This window comes from Microbacterium sp. 67-17 (genome assembly GCF_001898325.1).
GTDB lineage: Bacteria > Actinomycetota > Actinomycetes > Actinomycetales > Microbacteriaceae > Microbacterium > Microbacterium schleiferi.
Window position 1 is genome coordinate 52,699 of the sequence record NZ_MKTR01000023.1, and the last position, 21,190, is coordinate 73,888.

Consider the following 21,190-nt stretch of genomic DNA (forward strand, 5'->3'; position numbering starts at 1 on the left):
CAGACATGGCTCTGCGCACCCTCGATTCGCTGGGTTCGCTGGCCGGCAAGCGCGTCATCGTCCGTTGTGACCTCAACGTTCCGTTGAAAGACGGCGTCATAACGGACGATGGCCGCGTGCGGGCCTCCGTTCCCACGCTCAATGCCCTCATCAACCAGGGAGCGCGCCTCGTCGTGTGCTCGCACCTGGGACGCCCCGATGGGGCACCCGATCCGAAGTACAGCCTCGAGCCGGTGGCTCAGCGCCTGTCGGAGCTGCTCGGTAAGCCCGTCGCATTCGCGCGCGACACCGTGGGGGAGTCGGCCCACGACGCCGTCGCCGCGCTGGAAGACGGCGATGTCGCAGTCATCGAGAACCTGCGGTTCAACGCGGGGGAGACGGCGAAGGATGCCGAGGTTCGCGGCGCGTTCGCCCGTGAACTCGCGTCCCTCGGCGACGCTCTGGTGTCGGATGGCTTCGGTGTCGTACACCGCAAGCAGGCAAGCGTCTACGACCTCGCCGAGATCCTGCCGTCCGCGGCGGGCTTCCTGATCGAGAAAGAGGTCGACGTCCTCGACCGCCTCACCGAGAAGCCCGAGCGCCCGTACACGGTCGTGCTCGGCGGCTCGAAGGTCAGCGACAAGCTCGGCGTCATCGAGCACCTGCTCCCGCGGGTCGATCGCATCCTGGTCGGTGGCGGCATGCTGTTCACGTTCCTCAAGGCCCAGGGCTACGAGGTCGGCAAGAGCCTGCTCGAAGAGGATCAGATCGACACTGTCACCCGGTACATGACGACGGCGCAGGAAAGAGGCGTTGAGATCGTGCTTCCGGTGGACGCCGTGATGGCTGCATCCTTCAGCGCCGACGCGGAGCACGTTGTCGCTCCCGCCGATTCGCTCGAGGAGACCCCGTTCGGTGCGACGGGCCTGGGGCTGGACATCGGCCCCGACACGGCGAAGATCTTTGCCGACGCGATTCGCGCGAGCAAGACCGTGTTCTGGAACGGCCCCATGGGCGTGTTCGAGATGCCTGCCTTCGCCGCGGGAACCAAGGCCGTCGCGCAGGCGCTGACCGAGGTGGACGGCCTCAGCGTCGTCGGTGGTGGCGACTCGGCAGCCGCCGTGCGTCAGCTCGGCTTCACGGACGACCAGTTCGGCCACATCTCCACCGGCGGTGGGGCAAGCCTCGAGTTCCTCGAGGGCAAGAAGCTACCCGGACTGGAGGTCCTCGGATGGGAGCAGTGAGAACACCGCTCATCGCCGGCAACTGGAAGATGAACCTCGACCACCTGCAGGCTGTTGCGTTCGTCCAGAAGTTGCACTGGACGTTGAAGGACGCCAAGCACGAGGACGGCTCGGTCGAGGTTGCGGTCTTCCCGCCCTTCACCGATCTGCGGACCGTGCAGACCCTGCTGGATGCCGACAAGATCCCGTTCGCCCTCGGCGCGCAGGATCTGTCGCCGAAGGATTCGGGTGCGTACACCGGTGACATCTCGGGGGTGTTTCTTGCGAAGCTCGACGCGCGCTACGTGATCATCGGTCACTCCGAGCGCCGTGAGTACCACCATGAGACCGACGAGGTCGTTGCCAGCAAGGTTCAGGCTGCGCTGCGACACGGTCTCGTGCCGGTCATCTGCGTCGGTGAGACCGCGGAGGACCTCGAGAAGTACGGCGCTAGCGCTGTGCCCGTCGGGCAGCTGAAGACCGCTCTTGCTGACGTGCCGGCTGACGCCGACATCGTTGTGGCGTACGAACCGGTCTGGGCGATCGGGTCCGGCCAGGCAGCTACTCCCGACCAGGCTCAGGATGTCTGCGCCAAGCTGCGCGCGGTCGTCGCCGAATCGTTGAGCGCAGACGCTGCCGAGCGCACTCGTGTGCTCTACGGCGGCTCGGTGAAGGCCGCGAACATCGCGAGCTTCATGCGCGAGCCGGATGTCGACGGCGCGCTGGTGGGTGGTGCGAGTCTCGTCGTGGATGAGTTCGCCGCCATCATCCGTTACCAGAAGCACGTCGGCGTCTGAGGCTGTTCTGACTACTGCTGTGGCTGGGCAGCCGGAGGACCGGTCGCCCAGCCACAGCGCGGCGGGCCGAGGCGAAGCGCGCGCCTCTTTCCGTATACTGGACGCTTGTGCGACGAGACACCGTCGCGACGAAAGGTTTCACGTCTTGGCGATTCTCGAACTGATCCTGCAGGTGATCCTCGGCATCACGAGCCTGCTGCTCACCCTGCTGATCCTGCTGCACAAGGGCCGAGGCGGTGGCCTGTCCGACATGTTCGGCGGGGGAATGACGTCGGCTCTGGGGTCCTCGGGTCTGGCTGAACGAAACCTCAACCGATTCACCATCGTGCTGGCCCTCGTATGGTTCATCACCATCGTGGGACTTGGCCTCATTACGAAGTTCCAGGTGATCTGATGGCAACCGGCGGCAATGCAATCCGCGGCACCCGGGTGGGTGCCGGACCCATGGGCGAACAGGATCACGGCTATCACGCAGACCGTGTCGCCGTCTCGTACTGGGATGCCCTCGGCAACGAGACTGTGCGCTACTTCGCGGCTGGCATCCCCGACGAGGAGATCCCCGAGACGATCGATTCGCCGCACTCCGGGCTTCCCGCAGGTCGCGACAAAGACAACCCGCCTCAGCTGGCGAAGGCTGAGCCGTATAAGACGCACCTTGCCTACGTGAAGGAGCGTCGCACGGAAGAAGAAGCCGACGCGCTCCTGGATGACGCGCTGAAGTCCCTGCGCGAGCGCCGCGGCCTCTGAGACTTTTCGCAGGGCAGCCTGCATGACAATGGCCCCGGTCTCCCCTGAGGGAGGTCCGGGGCCATTGTCATGAATGGTCAGTATTCCTGGTCGATCAGCTCCGGGGGAACTTGCTCGGCCGCTTCTCGGTCGACGAAGAACACGGTGCGTCGCCGTCCTTTGGCGCCCCCGGCGGGGACGCTCGTGTAGTTGGCGCCGGCGAGGGCAAGGCCGAGAGCTGCGGCCTTGTCAGGGCCGGACATGACCAGCCAGACGCGCTGCGACGCGTTGATCACCGGTCGGGTGAAGGTCACGCGTTCGGGCGGGGGCTTGGGCGAATTCCGGACCGGGAGCACCGCGTGCTCGGTGTCACGGATCTCGGGATGATCGGGAAACAGCGAAGCGATGTGGGCGTCGGGACCGACCCCGAGGAAGCACATGTCGAACGAGGGCCACGCGGGTCCGCCAGGCTGCCCGTAGCGCGCGAGCTCTGCCGCATAGGCGCGCGCAGCTTCGTCGAGGTCCACGCCTTCATCGCTGGCGGCAACGCTGTGGATGTTGCCTACCGGGATGTCCAGTCGGTCGAGAAGAGCCTCGCGTGCCTGCTTGTCGTTGCGCTCGGAGTCGTGACGTGGGACGAAGCGTTCGTCGCTCCACCAGAAGTGCACATTGTCGAAGCGGAGGCCCGCAAGCCGCGGGCTTGCCGCAGCAGCCTCGAGCACCGCGATGCCCATGGTTCCGCCCGTGAGGGAGACATGAACGGCGGGTTCATCAGCCTGCTTCTCGATACGGCGCAGGAACCGGTTCGCCACGTACTCCGCGAGCGCAGTCCGGTCGGGGCTGATGAGCACCCGCTTCTCGTTCGTGATCTCAGCCATGGGTCTCCTGCGACGGTGTCGGGTCGAGCAGCGCCCAGCCCTCGGTGATCACTCGACCATACAAGAGGTCTGCATCGAGTCGGCGCAGCTCCTCGGCGAGGCACTCGCGCAGTGTGCGGCGCGGTAGCACCAGGTCATGCTGCGGTTGCCCGGGCTGCGACAACCGGGCGATCGCGGCTGAGGAACGCTCGAGAACGATGTCTCCGCTGGCGCGTGTGAGGCGGACCGACTTGATGCCGTCGCTCCATTCGTCGGCGGAGAGGTAGTGCCAGTCCACCGGCACGCCGAGAGTGAGACGCAGCCACGCAGCCAACAGGGCAGTCGAGGGCGATGTTGCAGCGCCCCGAACCTCCACGCCGGTGATCGGCTCGTACGGCGGCTGGTCGAGCACGGCGGCGAGCTGCTCGCGCCAGTGCGTGAGGCGCGTCCAGGCGAGGTCGGTGTCGCCCGGCGAGTAGCAGTCGCCGAGGTGTGCGACGCGCGAGGTCTCGTAGGGCACGGTGGAGGCATCCGTGATGCGTCGCTGTGCGATCCGGCCGAGCGGGGAGTGGGAGGGAGTCGCGGGCGGGTTGTCTGGCCACCACACGACGACGGGCGCGTCGGGCAGCAGCAGACCGGTCACGAGGCTCTCGACGTTGGATGCTGCAGCGCCAGAGGCGCGCAACACGACGACCTCGCTCGCGCCGGCGTCGCCGCCCACGCGGATCTCGGCATCCAGCTTCGGCTCGCCCTCGGGGTCGAGGCGCAGGCTGATGACCCGCATGGGATGCTCGCGCGAGGCGTCGTTGGCTGCCTCGATGCCGTCCTCGGTGCCGCCGTTCGTCGTGACGATGATGAGGGTGAGCACTCGTCCCAGCGCTACGGCACCGCCCTCCTCACGCACGTCGATGAGTGCGCGGGAGATTTTGCTGACTGTCGTATCGGGAAGATCGACGATCATGGCCGCCTCCAGGTGCGTCCGTCGCGGGCAAGGAGCTGGTCTGCCGACTTCGGCCCCCACGACCCAGGTTCGTATTGGTCGAGCGGTCCGCCTTGCTGTGCCCAGAACTCCTCGACCGGGTCGAGGATCTTCCACGAGAGCTCGACCTCTTCGTGGCGGGGGAACAGCGGGGGGTCGCCGAGCAGAACGTCGAGAATGAGCCGCTCGTAGGCCTCGGGGCTGGCCTCGGTGAAGGCGTGCCCGTAGCCGAAGTCCATCGTGACGTCGCGTACGTGGGTGCTCGCGCCGGGCACCTTGGAGCCGAAGCGGATCGTGACGCCCTCATCCGGTTGCACGCGGATCACGAGCGCGTTCTCACCGAGCCCGGATGTCTGCGACCGCGTGAACAGGTGCTCAGGGGCGCGCTTGAACACCACGGCGATCTCGGTCACACGGCGGCCCAGTCGCTTGCCGGTGCGCAGGTAGAAGGGCACGTCGGCCCACCGCCGCGTGTTGATCTCGAGCTTGAGCGCTGCGTAGGTCTCGGTCGTCGAATCCGGCTTCATGCCGTCTTCGTCGAGGAATCCGGTGACGTGCTCGCCACCCTGCCAGCCGCCGGCGTACTGGCCGCGCGCTGTCGCGAGCGACAGGTCTGCGGGAAGCGTGACGGCCGCGAGTACCTTCTCTTTCTCGGCACGCAGGTGGCTCGCATCAAAGCTGATGGGCTCCTCCATTGCCGTCAGTGCGAGAAGCTGCAGCAGGTGGTTCTGGATGACATCGCGCGCAGCCCCGATACCGTCGTAGTAGCCGGCGCGGCCGCCCACGCCGATGTCTTCGGCCATCGTGATCTGCACGTGGTCGACGTAGTTGCGGTTCCAGATGGGTTCGAACAGCTCGTTCGCGAACCGCAGCGCGAGGATGTTCTGGACCGTCTCTTTGCCGAGGTAGTGGTCGATCCGGAAAATGGAGTCGGCCGGGAAGGTCGAGCGCAGTGCGTCGTTGAGCTCGCGGGCCGAGGCAAGGTCGTGACCGAACGGCTTTTCGATGACGACTCGGCGCCACCGTTCCGGCCGGTCGGCGGTGTCATCCACGAGGCCCGAGGTGCGCAACTGACGAGCGACAACCGGAAAGTCCTTCGGGGGGATGGACAGGTAGAACGCGTGGTTGCCCATGGTGCCGCGCTCTTCGTCCAGGCTCTGCACAGTCTCGCGCAGCCGCGCAAAGGCGTCGTCGTCGCCGAACTCGCCCGAAACGAATCGGATGCCCTGCAGCAACTGCTGCCAGGTCTCTTCGCGGAATGCGGTGCGCGCGTGCTGTCGCACCGCATCGTGCACGACCTGGGCGAAGTCCTGATCCTCCCAGTCTCGGCGGGCAAACCCGACGAGACCGAACCCGGGCGGGAGCAGGCCACGGTTCGCGAGGTCGTATACGGCCGGCATGAGCTTCTTACGCGAGAGGTCGCCGGTCACACCGAAGATCACGAGAGCACTGGGCCCCGCGATCCGATTCAGGCGTGCGTCTTCAGGGTCGCGCAGCGGATTGTGCCCGCGAGAGATCTCGACTGTCATCGGGTGGGATGCCTTACTGAGCCGCTTCGAATAGGGAGAGGACCTCGACCTGGGGGTCGGTGAGGGTGAGCGTGACAACGGGACGCCCGTGTGCAGCCAACACCTCAGCGTCGCCCGCGGCCTGCGCGGCGATCAGCTGGCCGAAGGTGAACGGGCGGCCGGGGATCTCGACATCCACGTCGGTGCGCTCCACAATCTGCAGGAACACGCCGTTCGCAGGCCCGCCCTTGTGATACTGCCCTGTTGAGTGCAGGAACCTGGGGCCCCAGCCGAACGTGGCGGGCCTGCCCGAATCCGCCGCGACGAGCTCTCGAAGGCCCTGGAGTTGGGGGATTGCGAGGCGGTTTACGTAAGCCTGCACCGAGACGTAGCCGTCAGCCGGGAGCTGTGCCCACAGTGCGTCGAGGACCCCGGCAATCGTGCCGGATGCCGCGAGGGCGGCATCCGTGACCCGCACCTCGACACCCTCGACGGTGAACGCCGGTGCCGTTGGTTCGGGCGTGCGCGCGAGGAGTCCCCGCGTCGCCTCCTTGGCTGACTCGACGTCGGGCTGATCAAACGGGTTGATACCCAGCATCCTGCCCGCGATCGCGGTGGCGTACTCCCACACGACGAACTGGGCCCCGAGGGATCCGCTGACCAGGATCTCGCCCTGGTGGTGCTCGAACAGGTGGAACTCGTTAGCCTCGTCGACCAGGCGCAGCACCTGCAGGTCTGCGGGCTTGGTTTCGAGTTCGGGGGAGACGGGCAGCATGACGACGGGCAGGATGCCGGTGCCGTCCTTCCCGGTGGATTCCGCGATCAGCTGCTCGATCCAGTCGGGCAGCCCCACGATGTGCGTGCCGTCGCTGATGAGGGCGAGCTTGTCGCGTCGTGGATCGCCGCCGGAGATGGCTGCGGCCAGCACCAGCGCGGGGTTCTCGGGGCTGTCGATCGCCACTTCAAGCAGCGTCGCATCGGCTTCGGCGAGCAACTCCTCGATGTCGACACCGGCAAGGCCTGCTGGGACGAGCCCGAAAGCCGTGAGCGCGGAGTACCGCCCGCCGACGTTCGGATCGGCGTTGAACACCCGGTATCCGTCGGCGCGAGCCGATACGTCGAGGGGCGAACCGGGGTCGGTGACCACGATGATCCGCTCGGTCGGGTCGATACCGAGATCCCGGAAGGCAGCCTCGAAGGCGCGCTTCGCGGAGTCCGTCTCGACCGTGGACCCGGACTTGGATGACACCACGAGGACCGTGCGCTCGAGGCCGCCGGCTTCGGGGTCACCGTCGAGGGCTGCGAGCACCTGACCGGGTGCTGTCGAGTCCAGGATGACGAGCGGTACTCCGGCGGTCTGCGCGATCACCTCGGGTGCGAGCGAAGAACCTCCCATGCCCGCGAGCACGATGCGCGTCAGGCCCTGGGATGTGAGCTCTTCGCGGAGCGCGACGATCTGCGGCACCAGCGGCAGGGAGACCGTGACGGCCTCGAGCCATCCGAGCCGGCGGGATGCCTCGGCCTCGGCATCCGGGCCCCACAGCGAGCTGTCGCCCGCCGTGAGGCCGGAGGCGACGAGATCGCCGATGAGACCGGGCAGCGTCGCCCCGACGACTGACTTGACGTGCCCGGTCAGGTGGATGTCGAATGCCATCGCCGGCTCAGACGTCCGCGTTCTCGAGGGCTGTCGTGACCGTCGCCTGCAGCTCGTGCCAGGAGGCGATGAACTTCTCGACGCCTTCGTCCTCGAGCACCTGCGTGACATCGGCGAAGTCGATCCCGACCGACGCGAGGCCGTCGAACACGGCGTGAGCGTCGGCGTAGTTGCCGGTGATCGTGTCGCCGACCACGTCGGCGTGATCGAAGGTCGCCTCGAGGGTCTTCTCGGGCATCGTGTTCACGGTGCCGCGGGCCACGAGTTCCGTGACGTACAGCGTGTCGGGAAGAGCGGGGTCCTTGACACCCGTCGACGCCCACAGCGGGCGCTGCACGGTCGCGCCTGCGGCGACGAGCGCCGTTGCGCGCTCAGTAGCGAACTCCTTCTCGAACAGCTCGAATGCCAGGCGCGCATTCGCGATACCCGCGCGTGACTTCAGCGCCTCCGCGGCATCCGTCCCGATCGCGGTGAGGCGCTTGTCGACCTCGGTGTCCACGCGCGAGACGAAGAACGAGGCGACCGAGTGGATGGTGCTGATGTCATGGCCGGCGGCCTTGGCCTGCTCGATACCCGTGAGGTACGCGTCGATGACCGCCGCATAGCGCTCGAGGCTGAAGATGAGCGTGACGTTGACCGAAATGCCCGAGGCGATGGCCTCGGTGATCGCGGGGAGCCCGGCCTTGGTGGCCGGGATCTTGATGAGCGCGTTCGGCCGGTCGACGACCTTCCACAGTTCCTTCGCCTGGGCGATCGTTCCGTCGGTGTCGTGAGCGAGCTCGGGCGAGACCTCGATCGACACGCGGCCGTCCACGCCGCCAGTCGCGTCGTAGACGGGGCGGAAGATGTCGGCAGCGTCGCGCACGTCGGTCGTGGTGATCGTAAAGATCGACGTTTCGGTGTCGGCGCCCTGGGACTTCAGGTCCCGGATCGTCTCGTCGTACGCGCTGCCCTTCGCCAGCGCGCCGGCAAAGATCGTCGGGTTGGTGGTGACGCCGGTGACATTGCGATCGGTGATCAGCGCTGCCAGGTTGCCGGAGGTGATCCGTTCGCGCGACAGGTCGTCGAGCCAGATGCTGACGCCCTCGGCGACGAGCTTCTCGGTGGGGGTGGTCATGACTTCTCCTTCGTGTGCAGCCGCGGCTCAGGCGCCGGCGGCGGCGATCGTCTCGTGAGCGGCGGCCACGACTGCTTCGGTCGTGATGCCGAACTTCTGGAACAGCGTCTTGTAGTCGGCCGAGGCGCCGAAGTGCTCGATCGACACGGAGCGACCGGCGTCGCCGACGATTCCGCGCCACGGCATCGCCAGACCCGCCTCGACCGAGACACGAGCCTTGACGGATGCCGGCAGCACGCTCTCGCGGTACGCGTCGTCCTGCTCGGCGAACCACTCGAGCGACGGGGCCGAAACGACGCGTGCGCCGATACCCTGCTCGGCAAGCTGCGCGCGAGCGTCCACGGCGAGCTGCACCTCGGAGCCCGTCGCGATAAGCAGCACGTCGACGGTTCCCGTGGGTGAGTCCGCCAGCACATACGCGCCCTTGGCCGCCAGGTCTGCCGACGCGAACTCGTCGCCCGATGCCTCACCCGTGCCGCGCGCGAACGTGGGAACGTTCTGGCGAGTCAGCGCGATTCCCGCGGGGCCTTCATGACGACGGACGAGCTCGAGCCAGACGGCCGCGGTTTCGTTCGCGTCTGCCGGGCGGACGACAGCAAAGTTCGGGATCGCACGCAGTGTCGCGAGCTGCTCGATCGGCTGGTGGGTCGGACCGTCTTCACCCAGCGCGACGGAATCGTGCGTCCACACGAACAGCGTCGGGATGTTCATCAGAGCAGCCAGACGCACCGGGGGGCGCATGTAGTCGCTGAAGATGAGGAACGTGCCACCGAACGGGCGGGTCGGACCGTGCAGCACGATGCCGTTGAGGATCGAGCCCATCGCGTGTTCGCGGATGCCGAAGTGCAGCACGCGACCGTACGGGTTGCCCGCCCATTCGTGCGTGGACCACTCCTCAGGGATGAACGACGCCGCGTTCTTGATGGTCGTCAGGTTCGACTCCGCGAGGTCGGCCGAACCGCCCCACAGCTCAGGGAGCTCCGCGGCGAGGGCGTTGATGACCAGGCCGGAGGCGGCACGGGTCGAGACATCCTTGCCTGCCTCGAACTGTGGGAGTGCGTCAGCGATGTTCGCGGGGAGTTCGCGAGCGTGGATCCGGTCCCACAGCGCCTTGCGCTCGGGGTTCGCCGCTGCCCACGCGTCGAACTTCTCCTGCCACGCTGCCTTCTCGGCCTCGCCGCGTTCGACCAGCGAGCGCGTGTGGGCGATGACCTCGTCGGGAACATCGAACGTCGTGTCGGGGTCCCAGCCGAGGACCTTCTTGGTGGCGGCGAGCTCGTCGCCGCCGAGGGCGGCACCGTGGATCTTGCCGCTGTTCTGCTTGCCGGGGGAGGGCCAGCCGATGATCGTCTTGAGGATGATGATCGAGGGCTTGTCGGTGACGCCCTTGGCCTTCTCGATGGCCTCGTACAGCTCATGCACGTCCTCGACGTACTCGCCCGACTTCTTCCAGTCGACGGTCTGTACGTGCCAGTCGTAGGCCTCGTAGCGCTTCGCGACATCCTCGGTCAAGGCGACGTTCGTGTCGTCCTCGATGGAGATCTGGTTCGAGTCGTAGATGACGACGAGGTTGCCGAGCTGCTGGTGTCCAGCAAGCGAGGATGCCTCGCTCGTCACACCCTCTTCGAGGTCGCCATCGGACGCGATGACGTAGATGAAGTGGTCGAAGGGCGACTCGCCGGCCGGCGCCTCGGGGTCGAAGAGGCCCCGCTCGTACCGTGCGGCGTAGGCGAAACCGACCGAGGATGCCAGACCCTGGCCGAGCGGTCCCGTCGTGATCTCGACGCCCTTGGTGTGGCCGTACTCGGGGTGGCCCGGGGTCAGCGAGCCCCAGGTGCGCAGCGACTTGAGGTCGTCGAGCTCGAGACCGAACCCGCCGAGGTAGAGCTGGATGTACTGCGTGAGCGAGGAGTGACCGCACGAGAGGATGAAGCGGTCACGGCCGGGCCAGTGCGTGTCAGCGGGGTCATGCTTCATGACCCGCTGGTACAGCAGATAGGCCGCGGGAGCGAGGCTCATCGCCGTCCCGGGGTGTCCGTTGCCGACCTTCTCCACGGCATCCGCCGCAAGAACGCGAGCGGTGTCCACCGCGCGCTTGTCGATCTCATCCCAACGCAGTTCCGTCACCGGATTGCCTTCCGTTCGAGAGGGGTGCGCCCTGAGACCACCGGTCCGCGGACCGCGTCACCACGGGAAGAGCAGCCGGCGCAGAGCGCGCGTGTGCTTTCAGCATAGCGATTCCGGTTCCCCCAGGGGGCCGGGTTTCGAAGCCGCAGAGGGGACCTCAGAGCACCAGGCTGCGGGCGATGCCATAGACTGGAAACCCCTGGGTGACGGCCGATAGTGAGGGCAATGGACATTTCCACGACGACGCGTGCGCAGCTCGCACCCGCCTCGTTCGGCCGCACCGTCCGCGCCTACGTCGCCCTGACCAAGCCGCGCGTTCTCGAGTTGTTGCTGGTGACGACGGTTCCCGTGATGATCCTCGCGCAGCAGGGGTTCCCGCCCCTGTGGCTCGTTGTCGCCACTGTGATCGGTGGTTCGGCAAGCGCCGGATCCGCAGCGGCGTTCAACATGTACCTGGACCGGGATATCGACGCGCACATGCAGCGCACCGAGAATCGTCCCCTCGTCACCGGCGAGGTCTCGCCGCGCGGGGCACTGATCTTCGCCTGGTCGCTCGCTGTCGCCTCGACACTCTGGCTGGGCTTCACGACGAACTGGCTCGCGGCGGCGCTGTCGGCAGGTGCCATCTTCTTCTACGTCGTCATCTACACGATGATCCTCAAGCGTCGCACCGAACAGAACATCGTGTGGGGTGGCATCGCCGGATGCTTCCCCGTACTGATCGGCTGGAGCGCCGTCACCGGATCGCTGGCGTGGCCCGCGCTCATCCTGTTCTTGCTCGTGTTCCTGTGGACTCCGCCGCACTACTGGCCGCTGTCGATGAAGTACCGCGACCAGTACGACGAGGTCGACGTTCCCATGCTCGGCGCCACGCGCTCCGGCTCGCAGGTCGGCCTTCAGGTCATCCTCTACGCGTGGGCGACGGTCGTGACGTCGCTACTGCTGATTCCCGTCGCTTCGATGGGGATCGTCTACACGGCATCGGCGTTGGTCTTCGGTGGCTGGTTCATCTACGAGTCACACGTCCTCTATGCTCGCGCGGTGCGCGGCACGGAGCCGCGGCCGATGCGTGTCTTCCACGCATCCATCACCTACTTGACTCTGCTGTTCGTCGCGATCGCCGTCGACCCGCTGCTTCCGTTCTAAGAACGCCATCGCCCGGGCAGCCGGCGCGCACAGAGAAGACCCCGCCCGTCGAACGATGTTCGGCGAGCGGGGTCTTCTCTACGCTGGGGTCAGCGGTTCTCCGGCGCCTCGGCGTCAGCCTGCACGGCGGCGTCTGCAGCACCGGCGGGCGGGGCGGCGTCGGTCGTGGAGGTCTCAACATCGGCATCCTCGAAGACCGGAGCCTGCTCGGCGACCGGAGCCGCCTCCTCGACGATGACGGTTTCTTCGACGAAGGCGGTTTCGGCGACGGGGGCGGGCAGAGCCGAGCGGAGCGCGGCGAGGGTCAGCACGAGCAGCAGACCGAGGATGCCGGCGCCCACCAGGACACCGCCGAATCCGATCCACGCAGGGCTCACGTACACCTGCTCGTATGTCGCCGAACCATCCGCGAGCGTCGCACTCATCTCGCTCACCTTGGTCAGCACGAGCCAGAGCCCGACGCCGATGCTGGCGAGGGAGGCGAGAAGCAGCACCCAGAAGGGGACGCTGCGGGCAAGGCGATTGGTCATAGGGAAACTCCTGCGAGGGGATGGATTATGGTCACGCCGAAGAGATCGGCGCGACCAGTCTGGTCCCTTGACGCGTGCCGTGTCGATGCGTCAGCTATGGATCGCCTGTGCGTCGGCGGGTTCCTCTGGGGCGCCAGAGGTGCTGACCGGTTGCTTGAGATTCAGGACGAGTGCGGTCATCGCTGCAGCCAGGAGCGAAGCCAGCACCATGTGAATGCCGACAGCCAGCGGCGGCAGGCCGTTTCGAGCCTGGAAGAGTCCGACGGCGATTTGGAGCACCTCCACGCCGAGCACCGCCTGGGTCCACGCGACCACGCGCGGTATGTCGCGGCGCCGGCTGTAGGCAAAACCGAGCAGCACGAGGGTCATCGCGAAGAGGGCGTACGACGGCCAGGCGTGGATGTGTTCGAGCAACTCGGCGTTGAAGCCATTGCGCCCGGCATCCGCGTCGCCTGAATGCGGTCCGGCGCCCGTGGTCAGGATGCCGAAGAAGATCGTGACAGCCAGCACCGCGGTGGTCGCGTGCGCCCAGATGGCGTGAACCCGGGTGACGACGCGCACGCGGGGGCCGCCCGGCGCTCGCATGAGCACAAGGAACGCCGCACACACCGCCACGAGCGTCACCGAGGCAACGTAGTGGAAGCCCACGATGAACGGGTTGAGCCCGGTCAGCACCGTGATGCCCCCGACGATCGCTTGAGCGACGACGCCGATCACCACCACCAGAGCGAGGGCGAAGAGGTCGCGGCGCTCTCGTCGCATCTTCAGGACGAAGACCAGAACGACGAGAGCGAGGATGCCGACAAGCCCTGTCAGCGTCCGATTCCCGAATTCGATGAACCCGTGAATACCCATCGCGGGCGTGTTCACGAGCGACTCCGCGGTGCAGGTGGGCCAGGTGGGGCATCCGAGGCCTGAACCGGTCAGGCGCACCGCGCCACCGGTTCCGATGATCAGCACCTCGGCGAGAAACGACAACCACGCGGCGACGCGGACGCGCCGATCGACATGGTCGGGAAGCCAGGCCCAGAACCTCCCGAGCAACGAAACGCGGGCGGGGGACGGGGACGGTGCGGACACGGTCTTCACTCCTGGGATCGCCCTGTGGGGGCGCGGCGTGCTCGGCCCGGGGGCGGGTCGATGCCTGTAGACTCGAAGGGTCTGATTCCGCGGAGAAATGCCGCAGGATCATCACCAGTCTAGGCGCGAGAATCCGCCGACGACGTGAAAGGGCCCGTAAGCGACATCCCCTCCGGTACTCCGCCGGGGGCGACGGATGTCGGTGCGGATGACACCGCAATGGCCGCGAAGGAGAAAACCGATGTCCGATGTGCTGATCGAGCGCCCCGAGCTCGAAGGCCTGGGAGTTTACGAGTTCGGCTGGCACGATACCGATGCCGCCGGCGCAGTGGCGCAGCGCGGAATCAACGAGGACGTGGTCCGTGGGATCTCGTCGTTGAAGTCCGAGCCCGAATGGATGCTGAAGACCCGCCTCAAGGGTCTGCAGTTGTTCGGCCGCAAACCCATGCCCACCTGGGGTGCTGACCTCAGCGCGATCGACTTCGACAACATCAAGTACTTCGTGCGCTCCACCGAGAAGCAAGCGCAGACCTGGGAAGACCTTCCCGAAGAGATCCGGAACACCTACGAACGTCTCGGCATCCCCGAGGCCGAGCGCCAGCGCCTGGTCGCCGGCGTTGCGGCGCAGTACGAGTCCGAGGTCGTCTACCACCAGATCCGCGAGGACCTGGAGGCGCAGGGTGTCATCTTCATGGACACCGACACCGCTCTGCGGGAGCACCCGGAGTTCTTTCAAGAGTACTTCGGCACCGTCATCCCCGCCGGTGACAACAAGTTCGCAGCCCTGAACACCGCGGTCTGGTCGGGGGGCTCCTTCGTCTACGTGCCCCCCGGTGTTCACGTCGAGATCCCGCTGCAGGCCTACTTCCGGATCAACACCGAGAACATGGGCCAGTTCGAGCGGACGCTGATCATCGCCGACGAGGGCTCGTACGTCCACTACATCGAGGGCTGCACGGCTCCCATCTACAAGAGTGACTCGCTGCACTCCGCGGTCGTCGAGATCATCGTGAAGAAGAACGCGCGCGTGCGCTACACGACGATCCAGAACTGGTCGAACAACGTCTACAACCTCGTCACCAAGCGTGCCGTTGCCCACGAGGGCGCCACGATGGAATGGATCGACGGCAACATCGGCTCCAAAGTCACGATGAAGTACCCGTCGGTCTTCCTCATGGGAGAGCACGCGAAGGGCGAGACCCTTTCCGTTGCCTTCGCCGGCCCGGGACAGCACCAGGATGCCGGCGCGAAGATGATCCACATGGCGCCGTACACGACATCCTCGATCGTCTCGAAGTCGATCGCGCGTGGCGGTGGACGCGCTGGCTATCGGGGTGAGGTCCGCGTTGACCCGAACGCTCACCACTCCGCCAACACGGTCCGCTGTGACGCGCTGCTGGTCGACACCGTTTCCCGCTCCGACACCTACCCGGCGATCGACATCCGCGTGGACGATGTGCAGCTCGGCCACGAGGCGACGGTCTCGCGCGTCAGCGAGGAACAGCTTTTCTACCTGCAGTCCCGCGGGCTTCCCGAGGACGAGGCCATGGCCATGATCGTCCGTGGATTCATCGAGCCGATCGCGCGCGAACTGCCGATGGAGTACGCCCTCGAACTGAACAAGCTCATCGAGATGAGCATGGAAGGCAGCGTCGGCTGAGATGACGACTACCGCACAGGCGTCGGCGACGGCGCCCGGATCGACCGCGCACACCGACGGGGGCTGGGACCTCGTTCCCGTCCAGACACGCTCCGAACGCCCGCGTTCCTACGACCCCGCGGCGTTCGGTGCACCGACTGGCCGCGAGGTCAATTGGAAGCACAGCCCCATCGCGGCTGTCGCTCCGCTGTTTGCCGACGAGCCCGGCGACGAGGGTGCTGTCGGCATCACGGTCACCGGCCCGCTGGCTGCCGCTGGCCTCGCCATCGGCGAGGCCCCGCGCGGCGAGGCATTCACGCCCGAGGACCTGCCCAGCGCCATCGCGTGGCAGCGCTCGGCGGAAGCCCTGTACCTGAAGGTGCCAGCTGATGCCGAGCTCGATGAGCCGGTCGAAGTCGTCTTCACGGGCGCTGGCGCGTCGTTGCGTGCACACTCCCACGTCGTGATCGAAGCGGCGCCTCACTCGCGCGCGACAGTCGTGCTGCGCCACGAAGGTTCGGCGCGGTTCGCCCAGAACGTCGAGATCATCGTCCGTGACGGTGCGAACCTGACGCTCGTCTCGCTGCAGCGGTGGGACGACGACGCGGTGCATGTCGCCGCGCACCAGGCTGTTGTGGGACGCGACGCGACCCTGCGCCACACCGTGGTGAGCCTCGGTGGCGCTGTCGTGCGGGTGAACCCGTCGGTCGATCTCGCCGGTGCCGGATCCGAGGGCAAGCTCTACGGCCTGTCTTTCGCCGACTCCGGTCAGCACCTTGAAAGCCAGGTGTACGTCCACCACCGCGGCCCCAACACGACGGCCGACGTCCTCTACAAGGGAGCCTTGCAGGGCTCGAGCGCGCGCAGCGTCTGGGTCGGGGATGTGCTCATCGGTCGCGACGCCGTCGGTACCGACTCGTACGAAGCCAACCGCAACCTCGTGCTGACCGACGGTGCGCGCGCGGACTCGATCCCGAACCTCGAGATCGAGACCGGCGACATCCAGGGTGCAGGGCACGCGAGCGCCACCGGCCGTTTCGACGACGAGCAGCTCTTCTACCTGCAGGCGCGAGGTATCCCCGAAGAGGAAGCCCGCAGGCTCGTGGTGATCGGGTTCCTCAGCGACATCATCCAGCGCCTCGGCATCCCCGAGCTCGAGGCCGAACTCACCGAGGCGGTCACCGCCGAACTCGAGCAGGAGGTGGCTGCATGAGCGCCACACGTGTGTGCTCGGTGAGCGAGCTGGAACAGGATGCCGCGAAGCGCGTCGTGATCGACGGTGTTGCGATCGCTGTCGTCAAGGACTCCAACGGTGATGTCCACGCCATCGGCGACACCTGCACGCACGGAGACATTTCGCTGTCCGACGGCTTCGTCGAGGGCGAGACGTTGGAATGCTGGGCGCATGGCTCGGCGTTCTCTCTTCTGACAGGCCGCCCACTGAACCTTCCCGCGTACGAGCCGGTGCCGGTGTACGAGGTCACGATCGAGGGCGACGACGTCCTGATCGACCCCGCCGTCACCAAGGCCGTTACCCCAGACATCCACTGAAAAGGAACCCCATGGCTGTTCTCGAGATCCGCGACCTGCACGTCACGGTCGACACGGATGCCGGTGAGACCGAGATCCTCAACGGCATGACCCTCACGATCCGCACGGGGGAGACCCACGCGATCATGGGCCCCAACGGGTCGGGCAAGTCGACCCTCGCGTACACGATCGCCGGGCACCCCAAGTACACGGTGACGAGCGGCTCGATCACGCTCGATGGTGAAGACGTCCTCGAGATGTCGGTCGACGAGCGTGCACGCGCCGGCCTCTTCCTCGCGATGCAGTACCCCGTCGAGATCCCCGGCGTGACAGTGACGAACTTCCTGCGCACGGCGAAGTCCGCGATCGACGGGCAGGCACCCGCGATCCGCACGTGGACCAAGGACGTCAAGAAGGCCATGGCGGACCTCCGCATGGACGAGAAGTTTGCACAGCGCAATGTCAACGAGGGTTTCTCGGGCGGCGAGAAGAAGCGTCACGAGATCCTTCAGCTCGAACTGCTGAAGCCCAAGATCGCCATACTCGACGAGACCGACTCGGGCCTCGACGTCGACGCGCTCAAGATCGTTTCTGAGGGCGTCAACCGCGCCAAGGCCGAGACAGACATGGGTGTGCTGCTGATCACCCACTACACCCGCATTCTTCGCTACATCCACCCCGACTTCGTGCACGTGGTCGTCGGCGGACGCATCGTCGAAGAGGGCGGTCCGGAGCTCGCCGACCGGCTCGAGTCCGAAGGATACGATCGCTTCCTCGAGCCCGCCGCCGGTTCCGGCGCCTAGGATCGAGTCATGACCGCGACTCTCAGCCCTGAGAAGTTCGACGAGGTCACCGAGGCCCTCAAAGACGTGATGGATCCCGAACTCGGGATCAATGTCGTCGACCTCGGACTGATCTACGACCTCAGCTGGGATGACGAGAACGACGCTCTCGTCATCCACATGACGCTGACCTCTGCCGGGTGCCCACTCACCGATGTCCTCGAAGAGCAGACCGCGCAGGCGCTCGACGATGTCGTAGAACGCTTCCGCATCAACTGGGTGTGGATGCCGCCATGGGGGCCCGAGCGCATCACCGACGATGGCCGCGACATGATGCGCGCCCTCGGCTTCGCCATCTGAACCGATCACTCGTCCGGCGTCGTGATCTCACGCAGCGGTGCCGCGGATAAGGTGGCGACGTGACAGCTCCCGCTCCGGCTCGCGCCACAACCCGGCCCGGCTTCATCTACTTTCTCGGGCGGCTGGTGCTTCGCCCGCTGTTTTGGATCTTGTACCGCCCGCGCATCGTCGGGCGAGGCAACGTTCCCGCACGTGGACCCGTCCTGCTTGCGAGCAATCACCTGGCGTCCCTTGACACCGTCATCATCCCCACCTCCGCCGCGCGGCCCGTGCAGTTCCTCATCAAGTCGTCGTACTTCACGCGATCCGGTGTGATCGGACGGTTCATGCGCTGGTTCTTCACGTCGATCGGCGGCGTGCCGGTCTACCGGGCAACGGGCCGTGACGCGCGCGCGGCGCTGGATGCCGGTGCCAGCATCCTGCGAGCCGGCAGTGTCTTCGCCGTCTTTCCCGAAGGCACTCGGTCTCGTGACGGCCGGTTGCACGAGGGGCACGGGGGAGCGGCGTGGATGGCGTACGACACCGGCGCGACGGTCGTCCCCGTGGGTCTGATCGGTACCGGCACCATCAGGCCGTTGAGTCATCTGGTGCCGGGCAGGCCCCGAATCGAAGTGCGCTTCGGTGAGCCGCTCGACCTCTCGGATCTGGACGGCGTCCCGGCAGGGAAGGCTCGGCGGGAGATCACCGAGCGCACGATGAGCGCCATCGCCGCACTCACCGGGCAGGAGCGTTCCGGCCAGGTGAACGCCAGCTCGCGCGACTGAACGCCCGGCGGTGCGCCGAAACCGCATTCCTCTGGATGCCGAACTCGGGGCCCCACTATGGTGAGGCCGTGGACACCCTCATCTTCGGCCTCCTGCTCGCGGTGGCACTCGTCATCATCTTCTCCAAGAGTCGGTGGTTGGTCATCGGCTCGTGGGCCATCGCCGCGGTCGCCGTGCTTGGTCTGTTCGCTTATCACGCGACTGACGTGTTGGATCTGAGCTTCTGATGGCAGCCTCGCTCATCGTTCGCAAGCTCTCGTTCTGGGCCTTCGTGGCCTTCCTGGTCGCCTATGTCGGCATCCTGCCGATGGCAATGTTCGTCTTCCAGTTCGGGCTCGGTGAGTTACCCTGCCCGCTGTGCATCCTGCAGCGGATGGGCATGATGTTGGCGAGCCTTGGAGCCCTGTACGTCGTCGTGCGGGCGCTGCGTGGCGAGCTGCCGCTGCGCGATCTCGCGACGGGCCTCGGCCTTGCCGTCCTCGGAGCCGTCGTGGGCGCGGTGATCTCGATCCGCCAGGTTCTGCTGCACATCATGCCCGGAGACCCGGGATACGGCGAGGCCGTTCTGGGCCTGCACCTGTACACCTGGGCGTTGATCACGTTCGTCGTCGTGATCGTGTTCGCCGGCGTTGTGGCAGTGTTCGCGCAGGATGTGATCTCGGTCGCTCCCGCTACCCCCTGGTTGCGCATTCTCGCGTGGGTCGTGGTGTGGGCGTTCGTCGCCACGATCGCGATCAACCTCGTGGTCGTGTTCGCCGAGGAAGGCTTCAACTGGGTGCTTCCCGACGACCCCACGCGGTATCTCTTGTTCGGCTAAGTCTCGTGTCAGCCGCTCTTCGGCTGAGTCTGATGTCTGCCGCTCCGCGGGGCGCCGGCCACGGGGACATGCCCTCGCGGGCTGCGCCCGCTCCCGCCAGACCCGGTGCCAGCCCCGTGGCCGGCGCCCCGCTGCGCGGCTGGGTCTCGGGAAGGGAGATGCCCTCGCGGGCTGCGCCCGCTCCCGCCAGGCCCGGTGCCAGCCCCGTGGCCGGCGCCCCGCTGCGCGGCTGGGTCTGATGTTCGCCGATGCGCGGCCGCGCCGGAGCGGTCTGGCCAGGCGGCTTAGCCCGCAGGGCTAGGCTCGGAGGATGACCGCGAGTCCCCTCCAGGCCCTCCCGATCGAGCGACTGCGCGAGCGGACGAGCACAAAATGGCGCACCTATCCCGCCGACGTGCTGCCGCTTTTCGTCGCCGAGACCGACTTCCCACTCGCACCGGCGATCACGGCGCGTCTGAGCGCAGCAGTCGAGGTCGGGGACACGGGATACACGCCGCCGAAGCCGGGGATCGCGGAGGCATACGCCGGTTTTGCGCGCCGCAGGTACGACTGGGACATTGACCCCGCGCACGTTCGCTCGACGGGCGACGTCGTCATGGGACTTGTCGAGATCCTGCGGGCAACCATCTCGCCCGGGGATCGGGTTGTCATCACGCCGCCGGTCTACCCGCCGTTCTACGACCTCATCCCCGAGGCGGGTGGAGTCGTCGAGCGGGTGCCGTTGCTTGCGGATGCGGGATACACGCTCGATCTGGCCGGTATTGACGCGGCGCTGGCCGGCGGTGCCCGCGCCGTCCTCCTGTGCAACCCGCACAACCCCACCGGAACCGTGCACTCCCGTGAGACCCTCGCAGCCCTCGCTGAGATAGCCGCACGCCATGACGCGATCGTCGTCAGCGACGAGATCCATGCGCCCCTTGTGCACGCGCCCGCCACGTTCACACCGTTTCTGAGCGCATCGCCGATTGCGGCGTCCGTCGGATACGCCGTTGCGAGCGCGAGCAAGGCGTTCAACCTTGCGGGTCTGAAGTGCGCGCTGATGCTCACCGCCGCAGATCACACGCGACGCGTCGTGCAGGATCTGCCGAAGGAAGTCGAGTGGCGCACGGGGCACTTCGGCGCACTGGCAGGCGTTGCAGCCTTTGCGCCTGAGAGCGACGAGTGGCTGGATGCCTTGCTTGCCGCGCTCGACGCGAACCGGCGCCTTCTCGCTGACCTGCTCGCCGAACACGTGCCAGCGGCGCGGTATGAGATCCCCGATGCGGGATACCTTGCCTGGGTCGACCTGTCTGGCCTGGGGTGGGGTGCAGACCCTGCCGAACGGATCCTCACCGACGCGCGCGTTGCCCTGCACCATGGGCCGACGTTCGGTGATGAGGGTCGAGGGTACGTGAGGCTCAACTTCGGATGCTCGCCGGACGTCCTTCGCGACGCGATCGAACGAATTGGCGCCCTCTTGCCCTAGGTGTAGCGACCCGGGACGTTGTGTGCGTCGCGGGTAGGTGAAGACCTCCGGGACGATGTGGGTATCTGACAACTCGCATCGGTGACCGGAGGTCTTCGTGGTTCACGCTA

22 protein-coding genes are annotated in these 21,190 nt (G+C 66.7%); 14 read left to right on the top strand and 8 right to left on the bottom strand.

The features are described 5' to 3' along the window. The first annotated feature begins 5 nt into the window (after positions 1-5). The 4 genes from BGO47_RS09725 (at position 6) to BGO47_RS09740 (ending at position 2,746) form a co-directional block, all read left to right on the top strand. Positions 6-1,223: a phosphoglycerate kinase gene (locus BGO47_RS09725; protein ID WP_292711313.1), complete on the top strand. Its 1,218-nt coding sequence runs from the start codon at positions 6-8 to the stop codon at positions 1,221-1,223. After that, the gene (tpiA, locus tag BGO47_RS09730; RefSeq protein WP_292711316.1) at positions 1,211-1,999 is read left to right on the top strand and encodes a triose-phosphate isomerase; all 789 of its coding nucleotides are present in this window, start codon (positions 1,211-1,213) and stop codon (positions 1,997-1,999) included. The genes BGO47_RS09725 and tpiA overlap by 13 nt, the downstream gene beginning before the upstream one ends. Before the next feature lie 145 nt (positions 2,000-2,144). After that, complete coding sequence (secG, locus tag BGO47_RS09735) at positions 2,145-2,393, top strand: preprotein translocase subunit SecG (RefSeq protein WP_292711318.1); 249 nt, start codon at positions 2,145-2,147, stop codon at positions 2,391-2,393. Beyond that, positions 2,393-2,746 carry an RNA polymerase-binding protein RbpA gene (locus BGO47_RS09740; protein WP_292711320.1) on the top strand — a complete coding sequence of 118 codons (354 nt, stop codon included), beginning with the start codon at positions 2,393-2,395 and terminating at the stop codon, positions 2,744-2,746. The genes secG and BGO47_RS09740 overlap by 1 nt, the downstream gene beginning before the upstream one ends. A 77-nt stretch (positions 2,747-2,823) precedes the next feature. Here the strand turns inward: BGO47_RS09740 and pgl are convergent, their stop codons facing one another. The 6 genes from pgl to tkt are packed head-to-tail and all read right to left on the bottom strand — an operon-like array spanning position 2,824 to position 10,967. Then, positions 2,824-3,603 carry a 6-phosphogluconolactonase gene (pgl, locus tag BGO47_RS09745; protein ID WP_292711322.1) on the bottom strand — a complete coding sequence of 260 codons (780 nt, stop codon included), beginning with the start codon at positions 3,601-3,603 and terminating at the stop codon, positions 2,824-2,826. Next, positions 3,596-4,543: a glucose-6-phosphate dehydrogenase assembly protein OpcA gene (locus tag BGO47_RS09750; protein ID WP_292711324.1), complete on the bottom strand. Its 948-nt coding sequence runs from the start codon at positions 4,541-4,543 to the stop codon at positions 3,596-3,598. Before BGO47_RS09750 ends, pgl begins: the two co-directional genes overlap by 8 nt. Further along, positions 4,540-6,090: a glucose-6-phosphate dehydrogenase gene (gene zwf, locus BGO47_RS09755; protein ID WP_292711326.1), complete on the bottom strand. Its 1,551-nt coding sequence runs from the start codon at positions 6,088-6,090 to the stop codon at positions 4,540-4,542. The genes BGO47_RS09750 and zwf overlap by 4 nt, the downstream gene beginning before the upstream one ends. 13 nt (positions 6,091-6,103) lie before the next feature. Continuing rightward, complete coding sequence (locus tag BGO47_RS09760) at positions 6,104-7,723, bottom strand: glucose-6-phosphate isomerase (protein ID WP_292711328.1); 1,620 nt, start codon at positions 7,721-7,723, stop codon at positions 6,104-6,106. Positions 7,724-7,730: 7 nt separating this feature from the next. Then, on the bottom strand, positions 7,731-8,840 hold the full coding sequence (gene tal / locus BGO47_RS09765) for a transaldolase (RefSeq protein ID WP_292711331.1): 1,110 nt from the start codon (positions 8,838-8,840) through the stop codon (positions 7,731-7,733). Between the two features lie 27 nt (positions 8,841-8,867). Next, on the bottom strand, positions 8,868-10,967 hold the full coding sequence (gene tkt, locus BGO47_RS09770; RefSeq protein WP_292711334.1) for a transketolase: 2,100 nt from the start codon (positions 10,965-10,967) through the stop codon (positions 8,868-8,870). 225 nt (positions 10,968-11,192) lie between these two features. On the opposite strand from tkt, the gene BGO47_RS09775 reads away from it, so the two are divergent. Beyond that, entirely contained in the window at positions 11,193-12,113 is a 921-nt protein-coding gene (locus BGO47_RS09775) for a heme o synthase (RefSeq protein ID WP_292711339.1), read from the top strand. An 89-nt stretch (positions 12,114-12,202) separates the two neighbouring features. Here the strand turns inward: BGO47_RS09775 and BGO47_RS09780 are convergent, their stop codons facing one another. Together BGO47_RS09780 and BGO47_RS09785 are read right to left on the bottom strand one after the other, a co-directional pair. Continuing rightward, positions 12,203-12,643: a dinucleotide-utilizing enzyme gene (locus BGO47_RS09780; RefSeq protein ID WP_292711342.1), complete on the bottom strand. Its 441-nt coding sequence runs from the start codon at positions 12,641-12,643 to the stop codon at positions 12,203-12,205. Between the two features lie 90 nt (positions 12,644-12,733). After that, positions 12,734-13,723 (bottom strand): COX15/CtaA family protein, encoded by a 990-nt coding sequence (locus BGO47_RS09785; protein WP_292711344.1) that lies wholly within the window; start codon positions 13,721-13,723, stop codon positions 12,734-12,736. A gap of 241 nt (positions 13,724-13,964) precedes the next feature. Here BGO47_RS09785 and sufB point away from each other — a divergent pair, with 241 nt between their 5' ends. The 9 genes from sufB (at position 13,965) to BGO47_RS09830 (ending at position 21,080) form a co-directional block, all read left to right on the top strand. Beyond that, a complete protein-coding gene (gene sufB, locus BGO47_RS09790) occupies positions 13,965-15,383 on the top strand; it encodes a Fe-S cluster assembly protein SufB (RefSeq protein WP_292711347.1) in 1,419 nt (472 codons plus the stop codon). 1 nt (position 15,384) lies between these two features. After that, positions 15,385-16,575, top strand: coding sequence for a Fe-S cluster assembly protein SufD (gene sufD, locus BGO47_RS09795; RefSeq protein WP_292711350.1), 1,191 nt, complete (start codon positions 15,385-15,387; stop codon positions 16,573-16,575). Further along, entirely contained in the window at positions 16,572-16,913 is a 342-nt protein-coding gene (locus tag BGO47_RS09800; protein ID WP_292711352.1) for a non-heme iron oxygenase ferredoxin subunit, read from the top strand. Before sufD ends, BGO47_RS09800 begins: the two co-directional genes overlap by 4 nt. A gap of 11 nt (positions 16,914-16,924) precedes the next feature. Then, positions 16,925-17,695, top strand: a complete 771-nt coding sequence (gene sufC, locus BGO47_RS09805; protein ID WP_292711355.1) for a Fe-S cluster assembly ATPase SufC — start codon at positions 16,925-16,927, stop codon at positions 17,693-17,695. A 9-nt stretch (positions 17,696-17,704) separates the two neighbouring features. Further along, on the top strand, positions 17,705-18,034 hold the full coding sequence (locus tag BGO47_RS09810) for a metal-sulfur cluster assembly factor (RefSeq protein ID WP_195693758.1): 330 nt from the start codon (positions 17,705-17,707) through the stop codon (positions 18,032-18,034). A gap of 59 nt (positions 18,035-18,093) precedes the next feature. After that, positions 18,094-18,798 carry a lysophospholipid acyltransferase family protein gene (locus tag BGO47_RS09815; protein WP_292711359.1) on the top strand — a complete coding sequence of 235 codons (705 nt, stop codon included), beginning with the start codon at positions 18,094-18,096 and terminating at the stop codon, positions 18,796-18,798. A 68-nt stretch (positions 18,799-18,866) separates the two neighbouring features. Continuing rightward, complete coding sequence (locus BGO47_RS09820) at positions 18,867-19,025, top strand: DUF5993 family protein (RefSeq protein ID WP_292711361.1); 159 nt, start codon at positions 18,867-18,869, stop codon at positions 19,023-19,025. After that, positions 19,025-19,615 carry a disulfide bond formation protein B gene (locus BGO47_RS09825; RefSeq protein WP_292711363.1) on the top strand — a complete coding sequence of 197 codons (591 nt, stop codon included), beginning with the start codon at positions 19,025-19,027 and terminating at the stop codon, positions 19,613-19,615. Before BGO47_RS09820 ends, BGO47_RS09825 begins: the two co-directional genes overlap by 1 nt. 310 nt (positions 19,616-19,925) lie before the next feature. Beyond that, positions 19,926-21,080: an aminotransferase class I/II-fold pyridoxal phosphate-dependent enzyme gene (locus BGO47_RS09830; RefSeq protein ID WP_292711365.1), complete on the top strand. Its 1,155-nt coding sequence runs from the start codon at positions 19,926-19,928 to the stop codon at positions 21,078-21,080. Positions 21,081-21,190 lie beyond the last annotated feature (110 nt).

Excerpts from the sequence above, each read along its gene's own strand:
- BGO47_RS09810 (WP_195693758.1), top strand. The coding sequence starts at position 17,705 with ATGACCGCGACTCTCAGCCCTGAGAAGTTCGACGAGGTCACCGAGGCC.
- sufB (WP_292711347.1), top strand. The coding sequence starts at position 13,965 with ATGTCCGATGTGCTGATCGAGCGCCCCGAGCTCGAAGGCCTGGGAGTT.
- BGO47_RS09800 (WP_292711352.1), top strand. The coding sequence starts at position 16,572 with ATGAGCGCCACACGTGTGTGCTCGGTGAGCGAGCTGGAACAGGATGCC.
- BGO47_RS09830 (WP_292711365.1), top strand. The coding sequence starts at position 19,926 with ATGACCGCGAGTCCCCTCCAGGCCCTCCCGATCGAGCGACTGCGCGAG.
- BGO47_RS09775 (WP_292711339.1), top strand. The coding sequence starts at position 11,193 with ATGGACATTTCCACGACGACGCGTGCGCAGCTCGCACCCGCCTCGTTC.
- BGO47_RS09725 (WP_292711313.1), top strand. The coding sequence starts at position 6 with ATGGCTCTGCGCACCCTCGATTCGCTGGGTTCGCTGGCCGGCAAGCGC.
- BGO47_RS09825 (WP_292711363.1), top strand. The coding sequence starts at position 19,025 with ATGGCAGCCTCGCTCATCGTTCGCAAGCTCTCGTTCTGGGCCTTCGTG.
- BGO47_RS09740 (WP_292711320.1), top strand. The coding sequence starts at position 2,393 with ATGGCAACCGGCGGCAATGCAATCCGCGGCACCCGGGTGGGTGCCGGA.
- tal (WP_292711331.1), bottom strand. The coding sequence starts at position 8,840 with ATGACCACCCCCACCGAGAAGCTCGTCGCCGAGGGCGTCAGCATCTGG.
- BGO47_RS09760 (WP_292711328.1), bottom strand. The coding sequence starts at position 7,723 with ATGGCATTCGACATCCACCTGACCGGGCACGTCAAGTCAGTCGTCGGG.
- pgl (WP_292711322.1), bottom strand. The coding sequence starts at position 3,603 with ATGGCTGAGATCACGAACGAGAAGCGGGTGCTCATCAGCCCCGACCGG.
- sufD (WP_292711350.1), top strand. The coding sequence starts at position 15,385 with ATGACGACTACCGCACAGGCGTCGGCGACGGCGCCCGGATCGACCGCG.
- sufC (WP_292711355.1), top strand. The coding sequence starts at position 16,925 with ATGGCTGTTCTCGAGATCCGCGACCTGCACGTCACGGTCGACACGGAT.
- tpiA (WP_292711316.1), top strand. The coding sequence starts at position 1,211 with ATGGGAGCAGTGAGAACACCGCTCATCGCCGGCAACTGGAAGATGAAC.
- zwf (WP_292711326.1), bottom strand. The coding sequence starts at position 6,090 with ATGACAGTCGAGATCTCTCGCGGGCACAATCCGCTGCGCGACCCTGAA.
- BGO47_RS09780 (WP_292711342.1), bottom strand. The coding sequence starts at position 12,643 with ATGACCAATCGCCTTGCCCGCAGCGTCCCCTTCTGGGTGCTGCTTCTC.
- BGO47_RS09750 (WP_292711324.1), bottom strand. The coding sequence starts at position 4,543 with ATGATCGTCGATCTTCCCGATACGACAGTCAGCAAAATCTCCCGCGCA.